The organism is uncultured Meiothermus sp., from assembly GCF_937863175.1.
Classification (GTDB): Bacteria; Deinococcota; Deinococci; order Deinococcales; family Thermaceae; genus Meiothermus.
This window is the reverse complement of record NZ_CALMCQ010000267.1, coordinates 1-1920: the sequence shown is the minus strand read 5'-3', so window position 1 is coordinate 1920 and position 1920 is coordinate 1. Positions and strand designations below refer to the sequence as shown.

Annotated in this window: 2 protein-coding genes; one reads left to right on the top strand and one right to left on the bottom strand. The window is 59.8% G+C overall.

Going from position 1 to position 1920, the window contains the following annotated elements:
* Positions 1 to 425 (bottom strand): aminotransferase class III-fold pyridoxal phosphate-dependent enzyme (locus tag Q0288_RS10050; RefSeq protein WP_299429986.1); only part of this gene is annotated, 425 nt, incomplete at its 3' end.
* A gap of 278 nt (positions 426 to 703) precedes the next feature.
* Here Q0288_RS10050 and Q0288_RS10045 point away from each other — a divergent pair.
* Positions 704 to 1920 (top strand): MATE family efflux transporter (locus Q0288_RS10045; RefSeq protein WP_299429985.1); only part of this gene is annotated, 1217 nt, incomplete at its 3' end.

The following is a 1920-nucleotide window of genomic DNA, read 5'->3' as shown; positions in this document are numbered from 1 at the left end:
TCGGGCTGACCCGACAAAGCCCGGTGGTAGCGGGCAGTTTTGTGGGCCGTTTCGTTGGATTCGGCCCCGCCGGAGGTGAGCTGGAGGTGGGAGTGGTGCGGTAAAAGCCGGTGCATTTTGGCCGCCAGCTCGATCACCGGAGGGGTAGCCAGTCCAAAAAAAGTGGGCTGGAAGGCCAGACGGGTCATCTGGTCGCGGGCCACCTCGGCCAGCTCGCTGCGCCCATAACCCACATTCACGTTCCACAGCCCCGCAAACCCGTCAATATACCAGTTCCCCTCGCTATCGCGTACCTTAGAGCCTTTGCCCTCGACCAGCACCAGCGGGCCGCTTTGTTTGTGGCGGTTCAGGTTGGTAACAGGGTGAAAGTGGTGGGCAGTATCTTGTTCGATTAATAGCTCGGTGTTCCAGGTCAGGGTACTCATAATACCCCAGATTCTAACCCCCGGCGGAAGATGGCAGGACAGGGGCCGAGTGCTTGTGGTAGTTGCTGGTGCTGCCTTGTGCTCAGGATGAAGCGCCCTCCGTACTGCGTGGAAAGGGTTGGGACGCTCATGCACCACCGACGGGCGGGGCGAACCAGGAAAATGATGAAAGCGAACCCCAGGATAGCCGGTACGGGTTGATTATGGCTGGCTGAGTGAGGAGACGGCCAGTTGCAGGAATTGCCAACCAGAACTTTTCGGGTAGTATGCTGGCCTTTGTGACCACCGAGACCCGGCGTGAGATATTCAAAATTGCCTTGCCGGTGAGCCTCGAGACCACCGTTCAATTAGCTCTTGGCTTTGCCAACCAGGTGATTGTGGGAACCCTGGGCACTGCTACTATTGCAGCGGTTGGCCTGGCCAACAATGCGCTGTTTATTGGCATTCTGTGCCTGAACACCCTGGGCGCTGGTTGCGCGATTCTGGCCAGCCGGGCCAGGGGGCGTGGGGATGATGCAGCAGTGCGACGCATCGTTAGCTTCTTCATCGGGTTCTCGCTGATCCTGGCGCTGCTGCTGGCGTTGCCGCTGGGGCTGGGGGCTACACCCTTTTTGAGCCTGGTAGGTGCTGACCCCGAAGTTACGGCTATTGGTGGCCCCTATCTTTCGCTGGTGGCGCTTTCCTTGCCCCTCATTACCCTCAGCGTGGTAAGCAGTGCAGCCTTTCGCAGCATCGGCAGGGCGCGTGTTCCGATGCTGGTGACCATTCCGACAATTGCTCTGATCCCGCTGTTGTCGTGGCTGTTTGTATTCCCCCTGGAAATGGGTGCGGTAGGGGCTGCTGTGGCAGCGCTGGTAGCGCAGGGAGTCCGGGCGACGGTGCTGCTGGGGCTGCTATTTGGAAGTCGCTGGGGTCTGCGCTGGGCCTGGCCTGACTTCACACAGGTTCGGTATCTACTGCACGAGGCGGTGCCGCTGGTGCTACCGCTGTTCATTACCGAGGTGGTATTCAGTGGCGGGGTGTTTATGTTTGCCCTGTTGTTCGAGCGCCTGGGCACCCAGGAGCTGGCGGTGTTTCAGATTGTGAGCAACCTCGAGATGGTTTTCATCACTGCCTCGGCCGGACTTCACTATGCCGCTACCGTGCTGGTGGCCCAGGCCATTGGGCGGGCCGATGCCCCCGGTGTGTGGGGGGTCTCGAGGCTGATCTGGCGCATAGGTCTGATTTCGGCAGCAGTCTTTGGGCTGGCTTTTGCGCTGTTTGCTTTCCTGCTGCCCCTGCTCTATCCCAACACCACCCCCCAGGTGCAGCAATGGGCTTTCTGGGCAGTACTGCTGAACGCGGTGTTCCAGCCGATCAAGGTCTCCAATTTCATCTTTTTTGGCGTTCTGGCCAGCGGCGGCGACACCCGCTTCTTGCTGCTTTCAGACTTTGTGACGGTATTCGTGGTGGGTCTGCCGTTGGCCTGGTTGCTGGCTTTTCCGCTGGGCCTGGG